23 protein-coding genes are annotated in these 20,906 nt (G+C 39.0%); 19 read left to right on the forward strand and 4 right to left on the reverse strand.

Going from position 1 to position 20,906, the window contains the following annotated elements:
- Positions 1-24: 24 nt before the first annotated feature.
- Positions 25-1,500: a GGDEF domain-containing protein gene (locus G611_RS0104850; protein WP_196801539.1), complete on the forward strand. Its 1,476-nt coding sequence runs from the start codon at positions 25-27 to the stop codon at positions 1,498-1,500.
- On the opposite strand, the gene G611_RS0104855 is transcribed toward G611_RS0104850, so the two are convergent.
- A complete protein-coding gene (locus G611_RS0104855) occupies positions 1,487-1,747 on the reverse strand; it encodes a hypothetical protein (RefSeq protein WP_028242675.1) in 261 nt (86 codons plus the stop codon). The genes G611_RS0104850 and G611_RS0104855 overlap by 14 nt on opposite strands.
- Positions 1,748-1,840: 93 nt before the next feature.
- On the opposite strand from G611_RS0104855, the gene G611_RS0104860 reads away from it, so the two are divergent.
- From G611_RS0104860 to G611_RS0104875, 4 genes are read left to right on the forward strand one after another with little or no spacing between them, the layout of a single operon-like run.
- Positions 1,841-2,857: a phosphatidylinositol-specific phospholipase C domain-containing protein gene (locus G611_RS0104860; RefSeq protein ID WP_028242676.1), complete on the forward strand. Its 1,017-nt coding sequence runs from the start codon at positions 1,841-1,843 to the stop codon at positions 2,855-2,857.
- A gap of 39 nt (positions 2,858-2,896) precedes the next feature.
- The gene (locus G611_RS13915; protein ID WP_051195072.1) at positions 2,897-3,145 is read left to right on the forward strand and encodes a hypothetical protein; all 249 of its coding nucleotides are present in this window, start codon (positions 2,897-2,899) and stop codon (positions 3,143-3,145) included.
- A gap of 46 nt (positions 3,146-3,191) precedes the next feature.
- Entirely contained in the window at positions 3,192-5,213 is a 2,022-nt protein-coding gene (locus G611_RS0104870) for a methyl-accepting chemotaxis protein (protein WP_155942247.1), read from the forward strand.
- Positions 5,213-6,214, forward strand: a complete 1,002-nt coding sequence (locus G611_RS0104875) for a substrate-binding domain-containing protein (RefSeq protein ID WP_036948224.1) — start codon at positions 5,213-5,215, stop codon at positions 6,212-6,214. Before G611_RS0104870 ends, G611_RS0104875 begins: the two co-directional genes overlap by 1 nt.
- Before the next feature lie 35 nt (positions 6,215-6,249).
- Here the strand turns inward: G611_RS0104875 and G611_RS0104880 are convergent, their stop codons facing one another.
- Positions 6,250-6,699 carry a CYTH domain-containing protein gene (locus G611_RS0104880; protein ID WP_028242679.1) on the reverse strand — a complete coding sequence of 150 codons (450 nt, stop codon included), beginning with the start codon at positions 6,697-6,699 and terminating at the stop codon, positions 6,250-6,252.
- A gap of 156 nt (positions 6,700-6,855) precedes the next feature.
- Between G611_RS0104880 and efp the strand changes: the two genes are divergently transcribed.
- Together efp and G611_RS0104890 are read left to right on the forward strand one after the other, a co-directional pair.
- Positions 6,856-7,413, forward strand: a complete 558-nt coding sequence (gene efp, locus G611_RS0104885; protein ID WP_028235667.1) for an elongation factor P — start codon at positions 6,856-6,858, stop codon at positions 7,411-7,413.
- Positions 7,414-7,443: 30 nt separating this feature from the next.
- Entirely contained in the window at positions 7,444-7,644 is a 201-nt protein-coding gene (locus G611_RS0104890) for a hypothetical protein (protein WP_028242680.1), read from the forward strand.
- A gap of 53 nt (positions 7,645-7,697) precedes the next feature.
- On the opposite strand, the gene bioB is transcribed toward G611_RS0104890, so the two are convergent.
- Positions 7,698-8,654, reverse strand: coding sequence for a biotin synthase BioB (gene bioB / locus G611_RS0104895; RefSeq protein ID WP_051195073.1), 957 nt, complete (start codon positions 8,652-8,654; stop codon positions 7,698-7,700).
- A gap of 150 nt (positions 8,655-8,804) precedes the next feature.
- Between bioB and G611_RS0104900 the strand changes: the two genes are divergently transcribed.
- The 3 genes from G611_RS0104900 to G611_RS0104910 all read left to right on the forward strand — a co-directional run bounded on the left by G611_RS0104900 (position 8,805) and on the right by G611_RS0104910 (position 11,703).
- Positions 8,805-9,368 carry a biotin transporter BioY gene (locus tag G611_RS0104900; protein ID WP_028242682.1) on the forward strand — a complete coding sequence of 188 codons (564 nt, stop codon included), beginning with the start codon at positions 8,805-8,807 and terminating at the stop codon, positions 9,366-9,368.
- Between the two features lie 137 nt (positions 9,369-9,505).
- Positions 9,506-10,663, forward strand: coding sequence for an FprA family A-type flavoprotein (locus G611_RS0104905; protein ID WP_028242683.1), 1,158 nt, complete (start codon positions 9,506-9,508; stop codon positions 10,661-10,663).
- Positions 10,664-10,743: 80 nt separating this feature from the next.
- Complete coding sequence (locus G611_RS0104910) at positions 10,744-11,703, forward strand: L-lactate dehydrogenase (RefSeq protein WP_028242684.1); 960 nt, start codon at positions 10,744-10,746, stop codon at positions 11,701-11,703.
- 10 nt (positions 11,704-11,713) lie between these two features.
- Here G611_RS0104910 and G611_RS15180 read toward each other — a convergent pair whose 3' ends face one another.
- Positions 11,714-13,021 (reverse strand): HD-GYP domain-containing protein, encoded by a 1,308-nt coding sequence (locus tag G611_RS15180; protein WP_051195074.1) that lies wholly within the window; start codon positions 13,019-13,021, stop codon positions 11,714-11,716.
- 289 nt (positions 13,022-13,310) lie between these two features.
- Here G611_RS15180 and acpP point away from each other — a divergent pair, with 289 nt between their 5' ends.
- The 9 genes from acpP (at position 13,311) to fabG (ending at position 20,905) form a co-directional block, all read left to right on the forward strand.
- Complete coding sequence (gene acpP / locus G611_RS0104920; RefSeq protein WP_330362024.1) at positions 13,311-13,535, forward strand: acyl carrier protein; 225 nt, start codon at positions 13,311-13,313, stop codon at positions 13,533-13,535.
- Between the two features lie 2 nt (positions 13,536-13,537).
- Positions 13,538-13,966, forward strand: a complete 429-nt coding sequence (accB, locus tag G611_RS0104925) for an acetyl-CoA carboxylase biotin carboxyl carrier protein (protein WP_028242686.1) — start codon at positions 13,538-13,540, stop codon at positions 13,964-13,966.
- Between the two features lie 2 nt (positions 13,967-13,968).
- Positions 13,969-15,354 (forward strand): acetyl-CoA carboxylase biotin carboxylase subunit, encoded by a 1,386-nt coding sequence (gene accC, locus G611_RS0104930; protein WP_028242687.1) that lies wholly within the window; start codon positions 13,969-13,971, stop codon positions 15,352-15,354.
- On the forward strand, positions 15,354-16,142 hold the full coding sequence (locus tag G611_RS13925) for an acetyl-CoA carboxylase carboxyltransferase subunit beta (RefSeq protein ID WP_051195075.1): 789 nt from the start codon (positions 15,354-15,356) through the stop codon (positions 16,140-16,142). The genes accC and G611_RS13925 overlap by 1 nt, the downstream gene beginning before the upstream one ends.
- 2 nt (positions 16,143-16,144) lie before the next feature.
- On the forward strand, positions 16,145-16,945 hold the full coding sequence (gene accA, locus G611_RS13930; protein WP_051195076.1) for an acetyl-CoA carboxylase carboxyl transferase subunit alpha: 801 nt from the start codon (positions 16,145-16,147) through the stop codon (positions 16,943-16,945).
- Complete coding sequence (locus G611_RS0104945) at positions 16,946-17,875, forward strand: beta-ketoacyl-ACP synthase III (RefSeq protein WP_028242688.1); 930 nt, start codon at positions 16,946-16,948, stop codon at positions 17,873-17,875. It begins immediately after the preceding gene.
- A gap of 217 nt (positions 17,876-18,092) precedes the next feature.
- Positions 18,093-19,028 (forward strand): nitronate monooxygenase, encoded by a 936-nt coding sequence (locus G611_RS0104950; protein ID WP_028242689.1) that lies wholly within the window; start codon positions 18,093-18,095, stop codon positions 19,026-19,028.
- Positions 19,029-19,229: 201 nt separating this feature from the next.
- Positions 19,230-20,183, forward strand: a complete 954-nt coding sequence (gene fabD / locus G611_RS0104955) for an ACP S-malonyltransferase (protein WP_028242690.1) — start codon at positions 19,230-19,232, stop codon at positions 20,181-20,183.
- Positions 20,180-20,905 (forward strand): 3-oxoacyl-[acyl-carrier-protein] reductase, encoded by a 726-nt coding sequence (gene fabG / locus G611_RS0104960; protein ID WP_028242691.1) that lies wholly within the window; start codon positions 20,180-20,182, stop codon positions 20,903-20,905. The genes fabD and fabG overlap by 4 nt, the downstream gene beginning before the upstream one ends.
- The last annotated feature ends 1 nt before the right edge of the window (position 20,906 follow it).

The raw sequence follows: 20,906 nt of genomic DNA on the forward strand, positions 1-20,906 counted from the left end.
ACACAAGATAACCTAACTATATCAATGGATAGAATAGAACCTAGTTCAGAGGCTTTATTAGCCGATGGTTCTAAAGAATATTTTTTTAATCTTTCAAATTATGATTATCATAAAACGGGATTAATGTTTCTAACTTCGCATCAGACAGTCAAAGCCTATAGTCAAGGCAAGGAAATTTACTCATTTACCAAACCAGGTGGTTTCTGGACATCTTCAGTTGGTTCCAAATATAATTTTGTAGACATAAATGATAATATGCATTTTGTGACAGTTGTTTTGAAGCCTGTTTATAATGTTGTCTCAGACCAACCTACGGAGTTTTATATTGGAAGTCCAAACTCAATGTATAATTCCATATTGTTAGAATCTATGCCTAGATTCTTTATCAGTCTTTTGATTGTAATCATGAGTCTTATAATTCTTATTTATTATGCCTTTATGCATAAAAGACAAAAGCTTTCGAAGGAATTACTGTATTTAGGTTCCTTTACAAACTTTTGTGGTATTTGGTCTATTAATGAGACAAATTTTGCGAATCTGATATTTCAAAACAAGATTTTAAATTCCCTAATACCATATTATTGTTTAATGTTGTTGGTTCCACCATTTATTATGTTTTTTGACAGCTACCTTAACATTTACAGTAAGGTAATTAAAAGATTAATTATATGCGCATCGATGCTTCAGTTTATAGTATTGACCGCACTTCATTTCTTAAAGATTGCTGAATATCGTGAAACTTTAGTTTTTGTGCAAGCTATGATTTGCATTGCGGTATTGTATCTGATTGTAGGAATGATTACACAAATTGCAAAACATCGCATGACACAGCATATTGAGATATGCGCTGTTGGACTGGGCGTTTTTATGATATCTGTTGTTGTTGATATTAAGCAGTATTATAAGGGCCCAGGGGATGCAGATAGAATAGGACGTTATATATTCTTCTTTTTCGTAGCTATCCTTGCGAAGGACATGATAAATGAAGCCAATGAAATAATTGCAAAGGGTAAACAGGTTAAGCAGTTAGAGGTATTTGCGCTTACAGATAGCATGACAGGGCTTTTAAACAGAAACGCATTTGAAAGACAAGCAAGAAGTGAGAATAATTTAGATGGTTTAATAGCGGTAGTGGCAGATGCCAATGGATTAAAACAGTGTAATGATACTTATGGTCATGAGGCCGGTGATGAATACATTACAATTGTTGCGAAGATTTTTAATGATGTATACGGAAAGTATGGCAACTGCTATCGTATTGGTGGAGATGAATTCTGCTGTATTATATCTTACAAGCATTCAGTGAACCTAGAGCGACTAAAGAGTATATTCTTAACAAAAATATACACTGAAAACGTGAATGGAAATTACGCTTATGATATCAGCGTAGCTATAGGTGACGCATGTTATGACCCCTCAAAGGATTTTAACTTTAGATCACTTGTAAAAAGAGCCGACGCAGATATGTACGAAAATAAGAGGACAGTTAAATTGTCGTAGCGTTCATCCAGTCTACCAGCTCCTGCAGGCCCTCTTCTGTAAATGGAGCTGTATTAGAAATCTTTAGTTCGTCGGGAGTGTTTTCTGAGCTGTAAGGTCCTGGCCACATTGTGGCCTTGAAAACAGGCTCTTCTGAACCTTCTTCTAAAAATTTCTCAATCTTATAACATTTGTTTTTATCGCTCCCTGTGAAAGAGGGAGCTTTTTTGTAATAACCTATTGATAGTAATCTTTTTCGTTCAATCATAGCTCTTATTTTAAAGAAACTAAAAGACTTTGTCACTAATTAATGCTAAAATAAATATAAATATAAGAAAAACAACAGAATGGGGGCATGCATATGGACAAAGGACGCATATTTAGAATCATCTGTGGAGTAATGATTGCAATTATCGTAGTGATTTTAATTGCAATTTTTGTAAGTGATGACAACAATGTAAGCAATGTGGCAATTGATACAACCTTGCCATATGCTGATACAACAGAGTGGATGGGACACATTAATGATGATGTTTATTTGTCTCAAATTACCATACCTGGTACCCATAATTCCTGCGCTAGAAACGTTATGTTAGGTTATGTAATGCGTTGCCAGGATACAGATATTAGCACCCAGCTTGAAGATGGTTACAGATATCTGGATTTACGAGTTGCGATAGATGATAAGAAAAGTGATGGCAAGCTTAAGCTTGTGCATAAATTCGCTAATTGCCACAAGGCGGGCAATCTATTTTCTGAGTATATATATTTTGAAGATGTGGCTAATGATTTATATGATTTCTTACAGCAGCATCCAACAGAAACAGTAATAGTAAATATTAAAATAGAAGATGATAATCATTCAACTAGTGACATTCAAAAGGAGTTATTAGCTGAGATTAAAGCCAATAAGGATTATTGGTATACAGAAGACGAAATCCCAACATTGGGAGACGTTAGAGGGAGAGCTGTTCTTGCTACTCGTTTTAACGATGAGATGGCCAGTGGCACCACAGGAATTAATATGATTTGGGCAGAGCAGGACAATAGAGTTGCAGCTGATATCCCATATGAGTTATATGTTTTTGATAACTATAGATTATGGGTTCAGGATAGATATAAGTATTCAGTAGAAGATAAATATGAAGCAGTAGTAGATGGATTGGAAAACTGTGAGGCAGATGAAAACACCTGGTTTTTCAATTTTACAAGCACTAGTGGTGATGGCAAAGTTGGTCATCCAAGAGGCTATGCAAAGTCTCTTAATGAATTATTATTAAACTATGAGCTTAAGCCAGAAACAAGTTATGGAGTAATTATTGTAGATTTTGGGGATAAAACACTAGCTAGACATATTTATTACACAAATGTTTTTTAAAATGACATAATAGACAACACAATATAGGAGGCATAATATATGGAAAAAGAAATGGAACAGCAGGTAAACCCAATTCTACTAGAGTTTTTAGACACAGATTCATTCGAGGAGAAGTACAAGATCTTAGTAGCAACACCAATTATGGATTTTGATAATCTGTTAATTGACAATATGGCATCATCAATTGATGTTGTTATCGATGATGGCGATATTGATACAAGAGTTCAAGAGCTAAAGGTTTGCGTTCGCACCAGAGCGAAATACGAAACACAACGTTTTCGCAGATAATAAAATAAACTATAGTTTGTTATAGTTGAGTTTGATGGGGGGTACTATGGCAAGTGAAGTGAAGGAAAAGAAGGCGAAGGTAAGGAAGATTAAGGATAAGCTTCTCTTACTTATCATTCCAGCCGTTATCGTAATGATTATCGTGCTGGTTGCCATTTCTTCAATACTATCAAAAAATAGTATGCAGAAAATGGCAGAGTCAAATCTGGAAAGTTCTATCGGAAACCAGGCTGATAATATCAGCTCATGGTTAAACGAAAATCTAGAAAATTTTGCTGCTATCAAAAAGGGAATTGAAGGTATGCATCCAGATGATGAAGTCTTGGTTGAATACCTTTCCACATACGTTGGAACCAATGATAATTCACCTAACAGTGTATATGTAGCATCTCAATCAGGTCAGGTAGTACATGGCCGTGGCGCTGATTTATCAATTTCAAATCCAACAGAACAACAATGGTTCATAGAAGGTATGTCAAGGGTAAACATGGCATACGGAAGACCATATAAAAACGAAGAAGGTCAGTATGTTATTTCGGCATCAGGTATTGTAAATGACGGTGGCGAAGATTTAAGAGTTGCAGCAGCAGATGTTACTCTTGATCAGATTTCTATCATCGTTAATTCTGGTGTAAAAATGAAGAATGCTAGCTCATTCTTGGTAGATACAGATGATATGATGATTCTTGCACATAGAGATGACGATTTGGTTTCTACTACTATTAGTGATAGCAGTAGCGACCCAATCCTGAAGGGTGCCTACAAGAAGATTGCAGCAGGTGATTACAGTACAGAAGAGATTGCTGGATACACAGTTGCTTTTAGCGAAATATCTGGAACAAACTGGGTGCTTGTTTCTTATATAGCAAACAGCATTATTATGGCAGATATTCAAAAGCTAGGATTAATTCTAATAGGAATAGGTGCTGTAGCAGTTATTTTGATTAGCATAATGATTAGTGTAATCATTGGAAGAGTTATCCGACCAATTTCTAGCATTACCAAAAATATTTCAGCAATGTCTGATGGTGATTTCACAATTGAGGTTGCTAAGGAATCTAATGATGAAATCGGTGTCATGGGTGAACAGGTTGGTAGGTTCGTAGTTCTGATGAGAAAGATGCTTTCCAGCATCAGCGACGAATCTGACAAGCTTAAGATTGAATCTGACAACAGTGATAAGGTTAGCCGTGACATGTTTGATGCATCACAGTCTCAGGAGAATGCTATGGTTAACCTGAAAAATACTGTTGATGAGTTAGCACTTGCTGTAAATGAAATTGCAGAAAACGCAACTACCTTGGCAATGGTAGTTTCTGATACAAGAGAAAATTCTGACCAGGCAAATGAAAGCATGAAAGAAACTGTTGAAATTAGTAAGCAGGGTCGTGCCGATATGGAACAGCTTTCAACAGCTATGGAAGGAATTAAGAATAGTAATGATGCTTTGGTTGAATCTATCAACGAGGTAGGTAAGGCGTCAGAAGAAATTACAAAGATTGTAGGTCTTATTGCAGAGATTGCAGATGAGACAAATCTTCTTTCACTTAACGCTTCAATTGAGGCAGCACGTGCTGGTGAAGCTGGTAAGGGCTTCGCAGTTGTAGCAACAGAAATCGGAAAGCTTGCACAGAATTCCGCAGCTAGTGCAGACAATATCGCAAGCCTTATCAATGATGTAGGAAAGGCCATTGATTCGGTTGTGGAACAGGCTGAAAATAGCGCTAAGAACATCGAAGCAAACAGTGAGCTGATTAATACAGCGGTAGAAACATTCGATAAGATTTATCAGAATATTGAAAAATCAAACGAGCTGCTTGATTTGATGATTCAGGATGTGCAGAAGGTTGATGAGGTATCAACAAACGTTGCAGCAATATCAGAAGAGCAGGCAGCCAGTGCAGATGAAATCCTTGAGACTTCTAAGCACATGGTTGAGCAGGCTCAGTCAATCACAGCAAGCAGTCAGGATGTTGCAGATAACTCTCACGAGCTTGCAAACACCTCTCAGACGCTTACAGATTATGTACAGCAGTTCAAGATTGTTAAAGAGGAGGTGGATGAATAATGAGAGCAAATAATTATTTAAAAAAATTAACCATACTTCTTTTGACAGTTGTGCTTGGAATAGGAATGATGTTTTCGGGCTGTGGTAGCAGTGGTGGCAGCTCAGGAGGATCAGGAAAGAGTGTAAAGGTATTTTACACAGCTCCTCCAGATGATGACTTCAAGTTACTGCTTAAGCAGGCTCTGCAGGAAAATGCTGCAGCTGAAGGCGTAACCTTTGATATAGGTGAGGGATGTGCTTCCGTTAATGAACAGGTTGCGCAGATTAGACAGGCTGTAAGCAGTGGATATAATGCAATCATCTGCTTGCCAGTAGATAGAAGCACAGCATTACAGCTAGAGGTTGCAGCAGGCAATCTTCCTATTATCTATGTAAATGGTGCTCCTGACGAGGAATTCCTTGAAAAGGACAAATACATGGTTGTCAGCAGCTATGAGCAGGATGCCGGTACATATCAGGCAGAATATGTTTGGAATGCCTTAGGAAAGCCTAGCAGCATAAACGTTGTTATGCTAAGAGGTCCATTAACTCATAATGCAGCTATTGCACGTTCTGTTGCTGTATATAGATATTTCAAAGAAAATGGTGTAACAGTAAATATCACATTCGATGATAGTGCAAGCTGGGACGAAGGAATAGCAAAGGATATGATGGCCATTGTTGAAAAGACAAAGCAGCCATTTGACGCAGTATTCTGCAACAACGATTCCATGGCAGTGGGTGCAGCAGATTATCTTGCCAGCCACGGTTATGACCTTGATAAGATTCCTGTAGTTGGCGTAGATGCCACAGTTGGTGGTTGCCAGTCTATGGTAGATGGCAAGATGCAGTTTTCTGTTTTCCAGTCAGCAACTGGGCAGGGCTTGATGGCAATCAAGTGTGTTAAGGCTCTTGTTACGAAGGGAACAGCAGAAGGCTTAGATGGTTTAACAGATGATGGAATATACATCTGGGTACCATTTGAAAAGGTAGATAGATCAAACGCAAAGAATTATATGTAAAAAAATGGGAACCAGTTTAGGCTGGTTCCCCAATTTTATTTTAGTGGATTGTCGTAAATCATTTCTGAATTATGATAGCGTCTGTCATCGGTAACATCCTCCCCGAACCAACCAGGTGCAGTAAAGCTGTTAGCCTCCTCCACAGATGGAAATTCCACCTCAGCCATAATCAGCCCTTTCATATGACCTGAAAATACGTCTAATTCGATAGTATATGGGTCAAGGGGGATGAGATATCTACGCTTAGTGATAAGGTGTCCATCAATCTTTTCTGCCAGGTGGCGATAGGCCTCCTCAGTAAGATTTGCCTCTATTTCCTCCCGGGCCATAAGGCCGCTACCTTTATATGTAAGAATGTATTTATCGTTCTTTTTTCTGATTCTAACAACAGGGTGTGTGCAAAGATAACCCTGTTCTATTTCAACATAATCATACTTTGATAGATCAGGTAATTCTTTAATTAAAAATTTTCTTTCGATTTCCATGGTATACCTCCGAATCTATGGTATCATAGCTATGAATTATATAAATGTCTTGAAATGAAATTGATTTTGGGGTAAAATCATGTATACAAGTGTGGCAATTTGCCAAATGATTTAGGTTTAGAAGGCTCAGAGGAGTCATTAAAGGAGGATTTTATAATGATTACAGCCGGTGATTTCAGAAACGGTATGACAATCGAGATGGACAATCAGGTTTATCAGGTTATCGAATTCCAGCACGTAAAGCCAGGTAAGGGTGCAGCTTTCGTTCGTACAAAGCTTAAGAACATCAAGAACGGTGGTGTTACAGAAACATCTTTCCGTCCTACAGAGAAGTTCCCAGCAGCTCGTATCGACCGCAAGGATATGCAGTATCTTTACAATGATGGTGAGCTTTACAACTTCATGGATGTTGAGACATACGATCAGGTAGCTCTTACAGCTGATCAGATTGGTGACGCTCTTAAGTTTGTTAAGGAGAACGAAATCGTTAAGATGCTTTCTCACAACGGTTCTATCTTCTCAGTTGAGCCACCTATGTTCGTAGAGCTTCAGATTACAGATACAGAGCCAGGTTTCAAGGGTGATACAGCTACAGGTGCTACAAAGCCAGCTACAGTTGAAACAGGCGCAGTTGTTTACGTTCCACTTTTCGTTGAGAACGGCGAGACAATCAAGATTGATACAAGAACAGGAGAGTACTTATCACGTGTTTAATCTTAATGATTAAATCTGATAATATTTGATATGGATTATAGAGAATACCCGCTTTCAGAGCTTTTAAAAAACAGAAAAATATTTGCTGTATTTGATGAAGAGTTTCAAAAAGGCACATGGCTTGATGCTACAGCCTTACTCGGAAGCGAAAGCACAATCAATCAGCTTTATCGTGATGGCACAGTCCCTAGCGAAACGCTTGATAAGATTGTAGAAAGACTCTCTAAATAATAGTATTTAAAAAGAGTGGTAAACTATTTGTTTACCACTCTTTCTTTTGCATATTACGCTAATTTGTACCCTAAGTTTCTTATATTTTTTAAATCCTCTTCCATAGATACGCCTTTGACTGTAAGCATGTTTCCGGTGATGGTTGCATTGCATCCACCAGTGAAGCATTTCATACCGGAATCTTCTAATACGTCACGTCCAGCGGCAAATCTTATAAATGACTTTGGAAGAATGAATTTAAAGATAGCAATTATACGGCGAAGCTCATCCTCATCAAGCATTTCACGGCCTTCCATAGGAGTGCCCTTGATTGGTTTTAGCATGTTGATAGGGATTGATTCAGGCTGAATATCTGTAAGGGCAAATGCCATATCAATTCTATCCTCCCAGCTTTCACCTACACCAAAAACACCGCCACTACATAGCTCTAAGCCAGCCTCATGAACCATTTTCATAACTTTGATTTTGTCATCTGTGGTGTGAGTGCTGCAAAGATTTTTAAAGAATTCAGGACTGCTTTCGATGTTGTTGTGAACACGCTTAAGGCCTGCTTCTTTTAGTAATTCCAAATCCTCCTTATCAATAAGACCAAGTGAAACGCATGGTTTAAGATTTGTGTCCTTTACAATACGTCTGATATTTTCTGCAATCTGATTGATTTCAGCTTTGTTAAGACGGCGGCCAGAGGATACCTGACAGTATCTGGCTACTCCCAAGCCATCATATCTTTTAGCATCGGCAGATACATAGTCAGCATCTCTTACTGCAAAGCTTTCGATGTTAGCCGAAGAGCAGCTGGACTGTGCACAGAATTTGCAGTTTTCTGAGCAACGACCTCCCTTTACGCTGAGGATTGCGCACATATCAAATTCGTCACCATTGAAGTGCTTTCTAAGCATATCAGCCCCTGCACATAGTTCTTCTAATGGAGCATCAACGAGAGTAAGTGCTTCTTCTTTTGTAATACTGCCCCCAGCCATAATTTTGTTTGTTAGTTCTTTGATTTCCATAGTATTATTCTCCATTTTACATATAATATTCTTTTATAATCTTAACCTAATTAACAAGTTTGTCAACCTGATACGATTTATAGGTTGACATTCGGTAACGGATTGATTATTCTATAAATGCTAAAATTTAATGCACAAGGAGAAGATATAATGGATAACACTTTTAATCAAACAAATTCAAAGCAGTTGCTTTCCACAAAGCGTATGGTAATCTGTGCATTGTTTGCAGCCATTCTTTGCGTGTCTGCTTATTTAAGCATCCCAACACCACTTCCAATGGCTCCAAAGATTACTCTTATGAACTTTGTGGTTTTCTTAATTGCACTTTTGTTCCCTGAGACAGAATCATTTTTAATCGGTTTAGTATGGTTTTTACTTGGTGCTGTTGGCCTTCCTGTATTCATTGGGGGTGGTAGCGGAATAGGTTATCTTATAGCCCCATACGGCGCATATACATGGGCATTTGTGGTTGTTCTAATTGTCCTGCCACTTATTCGAGGAAAGAAATATAATCGAATTTGGTATACAATCTGCGCCATAATCGGTGTGCTTATTATAGATGTAATCGGAATGTTATATTTACAGCATTCTATGAGCTACGATTTTAAGACAGCTTTTTTAACAGGATTCATACCATTTATTCCACTTGATTTGGTAAAGGCAGTTGTTGCCGCACAAATCATACCAGCATTCAAAAAGATTATGGAAGTTTAAATTTCAAAATAGAATGATAATATCCTGCAAAGGGCCTTGGCAGATACGCCAAGGCCTTTTGTTCACAAATTTTTAATAGTGTATACATTCAGTATTTGGTAAGATAGAAGTAGAGTGAGTAAGGAGGAAATAAATAAATGGAAATCGAAATTTCTGATTCAGTTAAATATATTGGCTGCGATGATAAGACCATAGATTTGTTTGAAAGCCAATATCCAGTGCCTAACGGGGTATCATACAATTCGTATGTAATTTTGGATGAAAAGATTGCTGTTATGGATACAGCAGACCCACGTGTTACAGACGAATGGCTTAATAATCTGGATGTGGAACTTAATGGACGTACACCAGATTATTTGGTGGTATCTCACATGGAGCCAGATCATTCCGGTTCTTTAAAGGCATTTTTGGAGAAATACCCTAAAACAACATTGGTGGGAAATGCAAAGACATTTCCTATGATGGCACAGTTCGTAGAGGCTGAGCTTTTCGAAAACAGAAAGCATGTTGTGGCAGAGGGAGATACTCTTTCACTTGGTGAGCATCAGCTTACATTTGTAATGGCACCGATGGTTCATTGGCCAGAGGTTATGGTTGAATATGAATCAACAGAAAAGATTCTATTTTCAGCTGATGGCTTTGGAAAGTTTGGAGCATTAGATACAGAAGAACCATGGATAGATGAGGCACGTAGATATTATTTAAATATTGTTGGTAAGTATGGCGCTTCAGTTCAGGCATTGTTGAAAAAAGCTGCTACACTTGATATAGAAAAAATTTGTCCTTTGCACGGACCAATTTTGACAGAGAATTTAGGTTATTATATTAATCTTTATGATACATGGAGCAGTTATAAGCCAGAGGAGGAAGGAGTACTTATCGTATCAGCATCAATCCACGGCAACACAAAAAGAGCAGCATTAAGGCTCAATGAAAAGCTGCAGCAGGCAGGTGTAAAAACACAGTTTATCGATATTACAAGAGATAGTATGTCTGAGGCTGTTGCACAGGCATTTTATTGGGATAAGATGGTTTGCCTTGCAGCTACTTATGATGGAGGATTATTCCCACCAATGCAGGATTTCCTACATCATCTTACAGCAAAGGCATACCAAAACCGAAAGGTAGCTTTCGTAGAAAATGGCACATGGGCGCCACAGGCGGCAAAATGTATGAAGGCTATTTTAGAGCCAATGAAAAACATTGAATTTGTTGAACCAGTGGTAACCATCAAATCCACATTAAGTGCCGAAAACGAGTCTCAATTAGACACCCTGATTGAAGCAATAAAATAAATTTGTATTGAAATATGTTTATAATGCAAGTATAGTAGTAAGATGTGCAAGTTTTAACTTGCAGGCCAAGGAGGTGTAATATGGCAGTAGAAGTAAATCCAAGAAAAGTAGCGATAATCGGAGCAGGTTTTGTTGGTTCAGCAACAGCATTCGCATTATCACAGAGTGGTTTATTTTCAGAGATGGTTCTTATTGATGCAGACTATCAAAAGGCAGAGGGTGAGGCTATGGATATTAGTCACGGAACACCATTTACAAAGCCTATCAAAATTTATGCCGGCGACTATGATGATGTTGCAGATGCAGCTATCGTAGTAGTAACAGCAGGCGCAGGACAGAAGCCAGGAGAAACAAGACTTGATCTGGTTCATAAGAATGTAGGTATTTTCAAATCAATCATTCCAGAGATTGCAAAGAGAGATTTCGGAGGAATCCTTCTTATTGTTGCAAACCCTGTTGATATTCTTACACTTACAGCACTTAAGCTTTCAGGACTTCCTGAAAACAGAGTAATCGGTTCTGGTACAGTTCTTGATTCAGCAAGACTTAAGACAGAGCTTGGAGAGCATTTAGGAATTGACAGCCGTTCAGTTCATGCTTTCATTATTGGTGAGCACGGCGATAGTGAAATTGCTGCATTCTCAAGTGCGAACGTTTCTGGTATTCCAGTAAATGATTTCTGCGAAATGAGAGGTCATTTCAATCATGATGAATCAGAAAAGATTATCGCAGAGCGTGTAAAGAACGCAGCATATGAAATTATCAAAAGAAAGCATGCAACATACTATGGTGTTGCAGTTGCCGTAAAACGTATATGCGAAGTTATTATCAGAGATGAAAGATCTATTCTTTCTGTATCATCAATGATGCACGGCGAATACGGAATTGATGGCATTTGTCTTTCAATGCCAGCTATTGTAGGCGCTGATGGTTTAGAGACAAAGGTTCCTATTTCATTGGATGAAAGCGAAATCAAGGCTCTTCAGGAATCAGCAAAAACTCTTAAAGAAGTTATTGATACAATAGATTTTACAGTATAAAAATATCGTATTAATCTTCGTATTGTTCATGGATGGCTTTAATGCCGTCAAAGCATTTAATAAAAGCATCAACAACGGCGGGCGAGAATTGCTCGCCCCGTTGTTTGATGATTTCATTTTTAGATTTTTCTAAGTCCCATGCAGGCTTATATGCACGTTCACTACTAAGGGCATCAAAAACATCTGCGACAGAAACAATCTGCGCATAAATGGATATATCATCGCCTCTAAGACCCTGTGGATATCCTTGTCCGTCCCATCTTTCATGGTGCTCTAAAGCAATCACACGAGCCATTGCAATAATTTCACCCTCAGAATTAGAAAGAATATCCCAACCATATTTTGCATGCTGTTTCATGATTTCATATTCTTCTTCTGTAAGCTTGTCAGTCTTTTCAATAATGTCGTGACTGATTAGAAGCTTTCCAAGGTCATGCATCATTGCAGCAATCTTAATGTTTTCTATATCGCTTGTATTCATTCCCATAGTTGAAGCTAAAAGCTTACTATATTCGGCAACCCTACGTACATGCTGGCCAGTTTCACCTGATTTAGCTTCAGATATTTCTGTTAATCTGATAATGATATTTTCCTGACCAGATTGGAGACGCTCATAATATTTTATGTTTGTATCATATTCGTGAGCAACAGATATGGCCACTTTTTGGTAACCCAAAACAAAGGCACTGTTTATGAAGGCAAGTGTATCTAACCAAAAAATAGTGCCAATATTAATTACATCATTAGCTAATTCTGGAAATAGGAAAAAAGCTCCATATAGCATATCTAAAACATAGAATAATCCAACCAGATAAAAGAAAATATTCTTCCACTTTATTGATTCTGAATTAAACATATATGGCATGTCTTTTATAGTGAAAAAGCCGACTATAAATTGCAGTAATAAGTACCATGCAATATAGCTGAAATAAGAAATAGATATTACCATTGCAAGTCTTTCAATGCAGACGTATTGCATATATATGGTAGCACCAAGAAATTTATTAAGTTGAGTAAGACGGGAAAAAAGCATACCTCCTATTATTATTGTTAAAGCATCCATAGCGATGTTAAAAATAATAAAAAAGGTATAGTGCTTATCGTTAAATCCGCAAGAAAGTATAAATTTATATATATATATACAAAGCTCTTGTCCAATGATGGCAACAAAAGAAGGCGACACAAAAAAGCCTGAAAGAATTCTTTCGAAAAGATAGAGTTTCTCTTGCTTATAGTACCAAACCAGTATCAAATTTAAAATAGGGAACCAAGCTGCTGTAATGAACTTAGGCCAATATATCTGTAAAACTTCTAACATAAAAAATCCTTAATTAATGCGTTAGCATAATCAAACTACGCAATTTTAATATTTACCACGAAATGAGCGTAATGTCAATATTACACCGAATAATAATATACTCTAATTATGTTATAAAAATGTTACTCTAAACCAAATAAAAAAGTGCAATAACTACCATGTTGAGAAATTTTATCTAAAAAACTTTACTAAAAACGTTGACATTAAATCAAAAATGGTTATTATATTAAAAAGTTAGATAAATAAATTTAGCTAATGAGTTTTAGACAAAAAGAAAGGAAGAATAATTATGTTTGAAATTGTAAAGGAAGTAATCATTGACACATTAAGCTGTGCAGCAGAAAAGGTAACTATGGAAGCAAATCTTTTTGAGGATTTAGGAGCAGATTCTTTAGATGCAGTAGAGCTTTCTCTTGCAGTTGAAGAAAAGACAGGCATCACAATCGAAGAAGAAGCTATGGAAAATATCAAAACAGTTGCAGACATTGTTAATTATCTTGAGGCACATAAATAATCATGGAATTAAAAGAAATAAAAGAGCTTTTTAAAGCCTTTGACGAAAGCGGAAGTTCTTATTTCGCTCTTGAGCAGGATGGAGTAAAAATCAAATTAAAAAAGCCATCTGAAATGGAAATAAGCCTTCCAAAAGCAGAAGTTACTAATCAGGTAAAGGAAGTAAAGCCTGAAACACCACAGGAGCCAACGGATGGAACTAAGGTATTAGCCCCACTTGTTGGTGTGTTCTATGCAGCACCTACTCCAGAGGCCAGCGCTTATGTGCAGGTCGGTGATAAGGTTAAAGAAGGTCAGATTCTTTGTTTGATAGAGGCAATGAAGATGATGAGCGAAATCACTGCACCAAAGGATGGCATAATCAAAAAAATCTATGTAAAGAATCAGGACGTAGTTGGATTTGAAGATCCACTGTTTCTCATAGGAGATTAGATATGTTTAAAAGAATTTTGATAGCTAATCGTGGTGAGATTGCAGTTAGAATCATCAGAGCCTGTATGGAAATGAATATCGAAACAGTAGCTATTTATTCAACTGCTGATAAGGATTCTTTACATGTAAAGCTTGCAACCAAAAGCATCTGCGTAGGCCCTGCAAAGGCAGCTGACAGTTATCTAAACATGGATGCAATTATTACGGCAGCAAAGGTTACAGGCTGTGATGCACTTCATCCAGGATTTGGATTCTTATCAGAGAATTCAGATTTTGTAAGAAAGTGTAATGAAGCAGGAATTGTTTTTATCGGACCAACGGCTGAAGCAATGGATGCTCTTGGAAACAAAGCGGCGGCTAGAAAGATGATGATGAAAGCTGGAGTCCCAGTTGTTCCAGGTTCTGATGGCCCGGTTAAGGATTATAAGGAACTGGAACACATAGCCAAAAAGATTGGCTATCCAGTATTAATAAAGGCATCGGCAGGTGGCGGTGGACGTGGAATGCGGCGGGTTTATCAAAAGGAAGATTTGAAAAAACTCTATGAAGAGGCCATTGCAGAAACTAAAGCATGTTTTAACGATGATGAAATGTATGTTGAAAAGCTTGTCCTAAATCCAAGGCATATTGAGTTTCAGATTTTAGCAGATGAACATGGCAATGTGATTCATCTTGGGGAGCGCGACTGCTCTATCCAGCGTAAGAATCAGAAGCTGATAGAGGAAAGCCCATGTATGTTTATAGATGACGACTTAAGAAAAGCCATGGGTAAGGCAGCTGTTTTGGCAGCAAAAGCGGCAGGCTACACCAATGCAGGAACGGTGGAATTCGTATTAGATGAAATGAACCATTATTATTTCATCGAAATGAACACACGTATCCAGGTGGAGCATGGCGTTACGGAAGCAGTAACAGGTATCGACCTTATAAAACAACAAATAAGAATTGCCTTCCATGAACCACTTAAGCTTAAACAAAAGGATGTTAGCTTAAGAGGTTACGCAATGGAGTGCCGCATCAACGCGGAGGATCCAGCAAAAGGTTTTATGGCGAACACAGGCAAAATAACATTCCTGAATGTGCCAGGTGGTCCAGGAGTAAGAGTAGATACTCTTCTTTATAACGGCTACGAAACAAGTCCATTCTATGATTCAATGATGGCAAAAATCATTGTCCACGCCCCAACAAGGTTAGAAGCAATACGAAGAATGAGAAGAGCGCTTTTAGAGCTTGTAACAGAAGGTATTACTACAAATGGTGATTTTGATTATCTGCTTTTACATCATCCAGATTTTGTAAAAGGTAATTATAACGTCAGCTTCATCGAAAATCATTTAGAGGAAATCCTATCCTGGGACAAAGCGGCAACAGCCGATGAGGAAGAATAATGATAAGTATAGTAGATAGAAGAAAAAGCAAATTTAATAGATATAAGGATTTGCGAGAAAACCCTACAGAGCTGTTAGAACCAGCCATAAAGCCTGTGAAGGAATATGATGCCTTTGACAGAATAGAAGATATTGCAGATGAAGGTACTTTTGAGCAGTTCGAATTTGATTTTCCTGAAACTAATCCACTTGATTTTGATGGATATGTTGAGAAGAAGGAAAGCCTTAGAGGCGAAAATGGTTGCCATGATGCGATTATTACAGGAACCTGCGAAATAGATGGCTGGCCTGCAGTAATTGCAGTAATGAACAAAAAGTTCATGATGGCATCCATGGGAATGGAGCTAGGAGAAACATTATGTAAGGCTTTGGAATATGCAAATGAAAACCATCTTCCATTTATTGTTTTCACTGCCAGTGGAGGAGCCAGAATGCAGGAGGGAATCTTAAGCCTGATGCAGATGGCAAAAACCAGTGCAGTGGTAAAACGCTTCAAGGATGATGGAGGTCTTTACATTACAGTTTTAACTCATCCTACTACAGGCGGCGTCAGTGCCAGCTTTGCAACCCTAGGTGATATCACTCTTGCAGAGCCAAAGGCCTTGATAGGCTTTGCAGGCCCAAGAGTTATAGAGCAGACAATAGGTCAGAAGCTGCCTGAAGGCTTTCAACGAGCAGAATTCCTTCAGGAGCACGGTTTTGTAGATAAGATTGTAAGACGTGAAGATATGAAGGAACAGTTGGCAAAATTGCTGCGTTTGCATGGGAATGTTTATTCCAGGAGATAATTATGAGTGCTATAGAAAAGGTACTTATCGCAAGAGATAAGGATAGACCAAAAATCACAGATTATATCGATAATCTTTTTACAGATTTCTTTGAGCAAAAGGGAGATTTTCTGGGGAAAGAGGACGGAAGTATTTATGGCGGAATAGCATTGTTTCATGGCCGACCGGTAACTGTACTGGGACACAGAAAGGGCAAGACGGTTGAGGAAAACATGGCCTGTAATTTCGGTATGCCTGGTCCTGAGGGCTACAGAAAGGCCCTAAGAATCATGAAGCAGGCTGAAAAGTTTAATCGCCCAATCATCACTTTTGTTGATACACCAGGTGCATATCCTGGGCTTGAGGCTGAAATGTATGGTCAGGCTCAGGCCATTGCCGCAAATCTTGCAGAAATGAGCGCACTTAAGGTGCCAGTAATAACAATAGTTACAGGTGAAGGCTCCAGTGGTGGCGCACTTGGAATAGCTGTTGCTAACAAGGTTTACATGCTGGAAAACGCCATCTATTCTGTACTATCTCCAGAGGGCTTTGCATCTATTCTTTGGCACGACAGTGCCAGACGAGATGAAGCTGCAGAAGTAATGAAGCTCACAGCTAAGGATTTGTATGGCTTTGGAGTAATTGATGGAATCATAAGTGAAGATGATTTGATGGCAGCGGTAGATGTTCAGATTAAATCCGCCTTAAAGGAGCTTGATAAGCTGTCAGGACAAGAGCTTGCTGATGCTAGATATGATAAATTCAGATACTTTGATGAAGCACTGCTTGCCACAGAAAATCAAAAGGAAATGGAAGTTGTATAAATGACTGGAATTAGAATACTTTCAACAGGAAAGGCTGTGCCAAAGAAGGAAGTTACTAATGATGACATGGCTCGCATTGTTGATACAAGCGATGAATGGATAAAACAAAGAACTGGCATGAGCGTAAGACATCATGTTAGTGATGATGAAAATCACACAGGCCTGGCAGTTGAAGCTGCAAGACAGGCTATTGAAAAAGCTGGAATTGATAAGAATGAAATTGGGGCAGTTATTGTATGCACAGTATCTGCTGATTATTATTCACCATCTGCTGCCTGCCTTGTTCAGGGGAAGCTTGGACTTAGCAAAGACATTATCGCCTTTGATTTGGGAGCAGGATGTTCCGGATTTGTATTTGGTATTGAAACTATGAGAGCTCTATTGATGGCAAGAGATGCCAAATACGGATTGATAGTAGGGGCTGAGGTATTATCCAAGAAAATGGATATGACTGATAGAGGAACCTGCGTGCTGTTTGGCGATGGTGCAGCAGCTGCTGTAGTAGAACTTTCCGATGGTTTATATTCCTCAGTGATTGGTGTTGATGGAGATGAGGACATGATTAACATCAAAACACCAAATGGATATATCCACATGGATGGACAGGCTACCTATAAATTTGCAGTGGCAACAGTACCAAAGGTAATAGAGTCAGTGGTAGCAAAGGCAGGCTTAACCTATGATGACATCGACCATTATGTGATGCATCAGGCCAACCTTAGAATAATTGAATCCATAGCCAAAAAGCTAAAGCAGCCTATGGATAAATTCGTTGTAAATATAGAAAAATATGGTAACACCTCAGCAGCCAGCGTTGGTTTAGCATTAGATGAAGCTCTGACAGAAGGCCGCATACACCCAGGCGACAAAGTACTTCTATGCGCCTTCGGAGCAGGCCGCACCTGGGGCGCGGTAGTGCTGGAGATGTAATCCGTAAAAGCGTAGGTGGATTACATAGGTACTTAAAATATTTAAATGAGCATATGACTAGATAGAATTAAAAAGTTATCAATGAGCCCTTCGAGTAACGTCTACACTTAGTGAGCGCTTGCGCGAACTTAGTGTGGCAACGTTACGTATAGAGCGAAAGCGAGGCGAATGATAATTTTTTAATTCTAGATAGGCATATGCGGACTTAGAGGTAGAGATGAAACTTAGAGATTTAACAGGAACTAAATATAGTGTAATCCAAGGCGGCATGGCAAACATTGCTACAGGAGAATTTGCAGCAGCTTGTTCAAATGCTGGGGCGCTGGGCCTTGTAGCCAGTGGCGGCATGGATGCAGAAGCCTTGAGAGAACAAATAAGAATTTGCAAGAGCAAAACAGATAAGCCATTTGGTGTAAATCTGATGCTGATGAACCCTGATGTGGATAACATCGCAAAGATGCTTGTAGAGGAAAAGGTACAGTTCATAACAACTGGTGCCGGTAACCCAGGAAAGTATATGAAGGCATGGAAGGAAATGGGAGCTAAGGTATTTCCTGTTGTTGCCTCAGTTGCTCTTGCCAAGATAATGGTTCGTGCTGGTGCTGATGCGATCATTGCAGAAGGCGGAGAATCAGGCGGCCATGTGGGAGACATGACTACCATGACATTGCTTCCACAGGTAGTAGCTGCAGTGGATGTACCTGTTATTGCAGCAGGTGGTATTGCCAGTGGCAAGCAGATGGCAGCAGCAATGATGTTAGGTGCTTGCGGTGTTCAGGTAGGTACATGTTTGCTTGTATCTGAAGAATGTCCGATACACGAAAACTATAAGCAGACATTAATTAAGGCAAAGGATAATGCCACTACAGTAACAGGCCGCTCCCAGGGTGCACCAGTTCGTATCATCAAAAACGAAATGGCTAGAGAATATCTTAAGCTTGAAGCCCAGGGAGCAGACAGAGAGCGATTGGAGCACATCACACTTGGGGGTCTTAGACGTGCCGTTTGCGATGGCGATATGATTCGTGGTTCTGTAATGGCTGGACAGGTTTGCGGTCAGCTTACAGCTGTGCGTCCTGTAGTAGAAATACTAGACGAAATGGTCACCGGCGCTAAGAGCGCGTTATCTAAAGCTGCATCGATTGAATTGTAAATTATTAGATATTTATGAAAGGTTAGATGAGCCTGAACTAGCCAAGCTATAAAAAGTTATCAATGAGCCCTTCGAGTAACGTCTACACTTAGTGAGCGCTTGCGCGAACTTAGTGTGGCAACGTTACGTAATGAGCGAAAGCGGGGCGAATGATAATTTTTTATAGCTTGGATAGTACAGGCGGATTAGAGGTTTGAGAATATGTTAGGAATTGTATATGCAGGCCAAGGTTCTCAGAGAGTGGGGATGGGCCAGGATTTTTATGAGAAATATGAGAGCTTTAGAAAGACAATTGATGGTGCTACAAAAACAGTTAGCGCAGTTACAGATATGGATGTTGCAAAGCTGTGTTTTGAAGGACCAGAGGAGCAGTTGTCTCAGACTAAGTATACACAGCCAGCTATGGTTGCTTTTGCAATCGGCGTTACTAAGCTTTTAAAGGAAGCAGGAATAAATGCGGATTACACCTGCGGTCTTAGCTTGGGAGAGTATTCAGCGCTGTATGAATCAGAGACTTTAGATGAAAATCAGGTACTAGAGCTTATCGCAAAAAGAGGTAAGTACATGGCGGAAGCATCTGAAGGCTTAGATGTAAAAATGGCAGCTGTTATGGGCGCTGACAGAGAGTCAGTTATGGAGTGCTGCGACAAGGCTAATTCAGAGCTTAAGGGAGAAAAGATTGTTCAGGCGGCAAACTTCAATTGCCCAGGTCAGATTGTTATTTCAGGAGATGCCATTGCAGTTGATAAAGCCAGTGCTTATCTTAAGGAAGCTGGCGCAAAAAGAATCGTTCCATTAAAGGTTAGCGGTCCTTTCCACACAAAGCTTATGAAGCCTGCAGGAGACAAACTGGCTAAGGAGCTTAAGGACATTTCATTTAACGAAGAAAAATCAAAGATTGTATTTAATTGTCTAGGTAGAGAGAAGACAGATGAGGAATCTATCCCAGCACTTTTAGAAAAGCAGGTTCAGTCCTCAGTATATTTAGAGGATTCTATCAAATACATGGTAGATGCAGGTGTTGATACTATCATCGAAATCGGCCCAGGCAAGGCAATAAGTAAATTTATAAATAAGACAGTTGATGATGTAAAGGTATATTCCATCGACACAGTTGAGGATTTTGAAAACACCATAAAGGAGTTAAGAGCATGAGTACAGTACTTGTTACGGGCGGAAGTCGTGGGATAGGAAGAGTGATTGCAGATAAGCTTGCAGAGACAGGCTTTGATATTGCCATCTGCTATTCAGGAAATGAAAATGCAGCAGAAGAAACAGTTAAGCTTTGCGAAGAGCACGGCGTAAATGCAATCGCCATCAAATGCGATGTTAGCAACGAAGCAGACGTAGCAGAAATGTTTGCAGCAGTAAAAGAAAAGTTTGGTCCTGTGGATGTACTTGTAAACAATGCAGGAGTTACTAAAGATGGTCTTCTTATCAGAATGAGTGAGGCAGATTTTGATAAGGTTATCGACATCAATCTTAAGGGTACATTCCTTTGCACAAAGGCTGCTATAAAGGATATGATGAAAAAACGCCATGGAAGTATCATCAACATCACATCTATTGTAGGTGTTAATGGTAATGCAGGTCAGACAAATTACGCTGCTAGCAAAGCTGGAATTATCGGATTTACGAAGTCAGTTGCAAGAGAATATGGTGGTAAGGGAATTATCGTAAATGCGATAGCGCCAGGATTCATTCAGACAGCAATGACAGATGAACTGCCAGAAAATGTTAAGGCGGATTATTTAAAGAGAATACCACTAAATCGATTTGGCCAGCCAGAGGATGTGGCAAATGCAGTAGAGTTTCTGGCATCAGAGAAGGCTTCTTATATCACTGGACAGGTGATTGAGGTTACTGGAGGAATGTAAA

Origin of the sequence: Pseudobutyrivibrio ruminis AD2017, from assembly GCF_000424305.1 — a bacterium.
Lineage (GTDB): Bacteria > Bacillota > Clostridia > Lachnospirales > Lachnospiraceae > Pseudobutyrivibrio > Pseudobutyrivibrio ruminis_B.

Bases quoted from the DNA above. Each gene is read 5' to 3' on its own strand.
- G611_RS0104850 (WP_196801539.1), top strand. From the start codon at position 25: ATGGATAGAATAGAACCTAGTTCAGAGGCTTTATTAGCCGATGGTTCT.
- G611_RS0104855 (WP_028242675.1), bottom strand. From the start codon at position 1,747: ATGATTGAACGAAAAAGATTACTATCAATAGGTTATTACAAAAAAGCT.
- G611_RS0104860 (WP_028242676.1), top strand. From the start codon at position 1,841: ATGGACAAAGGACGCATATTTAGAATCATCTGTGGAGTAATGATTGCA.
- G611_RS13915 (WP_051195072.1), top strand. From the start codon at position 2,897: ATGGAAAAAGAAATGGAACAGCAGGTAAACCCAATTCTACTAGAGTTT.
- G611_RS0104870 (WP_155942247.1), top strand. From the start codon at position 3,192: ATGGCAAGTGAAGTGAAGGAAAAGAAGGCGAAGGTAAGGAAGATTAAG.
- G611_RS0104875 (WP_036948224.1), top strand. From the start codon at position 5,213: ATGAGAGCAAATAATTATTTAAAAAAATTAACCATACTTCTTTTGACA.
- G611_RS0104880 (WP_028242679.1), bottom strand. From the start codon at position 6,699: ATGGAAATCGAAAGAAAATTTTTAATTAAAGAATTACCTGATCTATCA.
- efp (WP_028235667.1), top strand. From the start codon at position 6,856: ATGATTACAGCCGGTGATTTCAGAAACGGTATGACAATCGAGATGGAC.
- G611_RS0104890 (WP_028242680.1), top strand. From the start codon at position 7,444: ATGGATTATAGAGAATACCCGCTTTCAGAGCTTTTAAAAAACAGAAAA.
- bioB (WP_051195073.1), bottom strand. From the start codon at position 8,654: ATGGAAATCAAAGAACTAACAAACAAAATTATGGCTGGGGGCAGTATT.
- G611_RS0104900 (WP_028242682.1), top strand. From the start codon at position 8,805: ATGGATAACACTTTTAATCAAACAAATTCAAAGCAGTTGCTTTCCACA.
- G611_RS0104905 (WP_028242683.1), top strand. From the start codon at position 9,506: ATGGAAATCGAAATTTCTGATTCAGTTAAATATATTGGCTGCGATGAT.
- G611_RS0104910 (WP_028242684.1), top strand. From the start codon at position 10,744: ATGGCAGTAGAAGTAAATCCAAGAAAAGTAGCGATAATCGGAGCAGGT.
- G611_RS15180 (WP_051195074.1), bottom strand. From the start codon at position 13,021: ATGTTAGAAGTTTTACAGATATATTGGCCTAAGTTCATTACAGCAGCT.
- acpP (WP_330362024.1), top strand. From the start codon at position 13,311: ATGTTTGAAATTGTAAAGGAAGTAATCATTGACACATTAAGCTGTGCA.
- accB (WP_028242686.1), top strand. From the start codon at position 13,538: ATGGAATTAAAAGAAATAAAAGAGCTTTTTAAAGCCTTTGACGAAAGC.
- accC (WP_028242687.1), top strand. From the start codon at position 13,969: ATGTTTAAAAGAATTTTGATAGCTAATCGTGGTGAGATTGCAGTTAGA.
- G611_RS13925 (WP_051195075.1), top strand. From the start codon at position 15,354: ATGATAAGTATAGTAGATAGAAGAAAAAGCAAATTTAATAGATATAAG.
- accA (WP_051195076.1), top strand. From the start codon at position 16,145: ATGAGTGCTATAGAAAAGGTACTTATCGCAAGAGATAAGGATAGACCA.
- G611_RS0104945 (WP_028242688.1), top strand. From the start codon at position 16,946: ATGACTGGAATTAGAATACTTTCAACAGGAAAGGCTGTGCCAAAGAAG.
- G611_RS0104950 (WP_028242689.1), top strand. From the start codon at position 18,093: ATGAAACTTAGAGATTTAACAGGAACTAAATATAGTGTAATCCAAGGC.
- fabD (WP_028242690.1), top strand. From the start codon at position 19,230: ATGTTAGGAATTGTATATGCAGGCCAAGGTTCTCAGAGAGTGGGGATG.
- fabG (WP_028242691.1), top strand. From the start codon at position 20,180: ATGAGTACAGTACTTGTTACGGGCGGAAGTCGTGGGATAGGAAGAGTG.